Origin of the sequence: Microbulbifer epialgicus (assembly GCF_041447265.1) — a bacterium.
Taxonomy (GTDB): domain Bacteria; phylum Pseudomonadota; class Gammaproteobacteria; order Pseudomonadales; family Cellvibrionaceae; genus Microbulbifer; species Microbulbifer epialgicus.
The window spans coordinates 1-1,856 of sequence record NZ_JBGMEK010000207.1; the positions used below are offsets into that span (position 1 = coordinate 1).

The following is a 1,856-nucleotide window of genomic DNA, read 5'->3' on the forward strand; positions in this document are numbered from 1 at the left end:
TCGTTCAGAATGGACGCTTCATTATCAGAAACTTGAAAAGGTTTAGGTGTACGCATAGAAGATACATTATACGGACAATTCTCCATTAGTTACATTATTTTCCGCATGGACCACTAGTAATTTCATTTTTAGCATCTATAAATCCTCTTTTGGGTTAAAAACTCGTATCAATTGTTATTTTTTATCTAGGTAGCATTAAGTATGTTCTTTTGGATGAATGTCGAATTCAAGAGTTAGGGGGCCAGTTTGTGTTGTACAACACGATAATGTGTAAGTTCGATGATACCAATTGAGCTGTAATGCTGTAATAGTGAGCAGATTCGTCAGTACGGATAACTAGAGCAGTTTATCTACAACGGTTTATGGCGATAATGGAGAAGTATGGGCTGAAGCTGACTCGAGAGGAGTCCCAGGGGTTTGCAGTGCTATTGTCAAGGAGGTAGGAATCTGTTTATCTATACAGATAAAATTCGCGGTGCCAAAAATAGCCTAAGCGGCTGAGCCTCGGGGCAAATATGGTATATATTTATACAGTGTTTGGCACCTAAAAATTGGGTGACCTGTTGATATTTATGCAAGAGCACACTGCTTGTGGCTCCTGAGGTCGCGGGTTCGATCCTCGTAGACCACCAAGGAATTAAAACCTCGCCTAGTGAGGGGGGGCGTTTTTGGGCTTGTGGCGCCAATCCCTGGTGCCAATTCTGATTTTATCGAGTGTATCTACTTGGTCCGGAGTGCGATTGTAGCGCTCAGCCATGGACCTTGTGTTATGCCCAGGGGAGCGCTGAGTGTCACCCTCAAAATCAGAGATTGCCTTAATCTTGAGGTCACGAAACCGAAAACGCTTCTTAACTACTCCGTCCTCCAGAGCTGCGCGCTGTTCCCTTTGTCAGATAGCATTGAAGCCGGTGTGGGTGTATCCGCGGCCGGTAAAGAAAGCACGATGGATACCGAGTAGATTTTAACCGCGATAAAGGCAAGTGTGTATGGGGGCGTCCGCGACTTTGCTCGTCATTATGGCGCTAGGGACGAGCAGAGGTTCTATGAGTAAAATGGCCCAACCACGATTGATATTGCGCACTACCTAGATGACAGTACCAGTGACACGTGCAACGCGTTGAATAAGTTGGTGAAGTGTGGGGTTGTTCTCAAGAGCAATGACAATGCGGGTCGGTCTTGCCGTTGGTGGCCAGTCGGGCATCTGGAAGTGCTGCAGAGGGGAGGCGACGTGACTCTAACCAACTGCCCCCAAGCTGAGGTCCAGGTAAATATCGATAGCAAAATAGGGGAGCTTCTGACCGGCGGTGGAGAGATTAAGCAGATACCGCGCGGCCAGTCCGGTGAGTGCCTGCGTGTGGTTCCAAGCACTGCCGGCACCACCCCTCGCGGCAGGGGTGAGGAGTGGCACGGAACCGGGCAAAGTTTCGGAAACCAACCTATGCAGCGTGTTAGCCAGCTATTGGATATCGATGGCGGTATGGCTTTTCAGGCGATCAAAAAAATTCACGAAAGTCGTCGTTTGTCAAATTTTAAGCGCTGCGTGGCCGAATTGCTAGGGGCGATTAATTACATTGCCGGCATGATCATTTATGAGGGAAGCAATCGAGAAGCGCATTCTGGGTAATGTGTTGGGATAAAACGTTTTGTCTCTTTACCTTTGGTTGGAGAAAAGGGACGTGTCAATGTATGTAAGCTTTTTTCTATGGCATTTCCGGCTAAATTTTAATAGAATTTATAATGAAAGCTTGAATGTGTATTTTTAGTTTAACGTAGAAACCCACGTCCTACGGACGTGGTCATGAGTGACTGGCTTTGCCTGTTACGAGTGAGGTGGCTCATGTTACACCTAGGTTCGA

Annotated in this window: 1 protein-coding gene; it reads left to right on the forward strand. The window is 46.9% G+C overall.

What is annotated here, in order from left to right; translation table 11 throughout:
* The first annotated feature begins 1,228 nt into the window (after nt 1–1,228).
* The gene (locus tag ACCI49_RS24500) at nt 1,229–1,624 is read left to right on the forward strand and encodes a hypothetical protein (protein WP_371841876.1); all 396 of its coding nucleotides are present in this window, start codon (nt 1,229–1,231) and stop codon (nt 1,622–1,624) included.
* Nucleotides 1,625–1,856 lie beyond the last annotated feature (232 nt).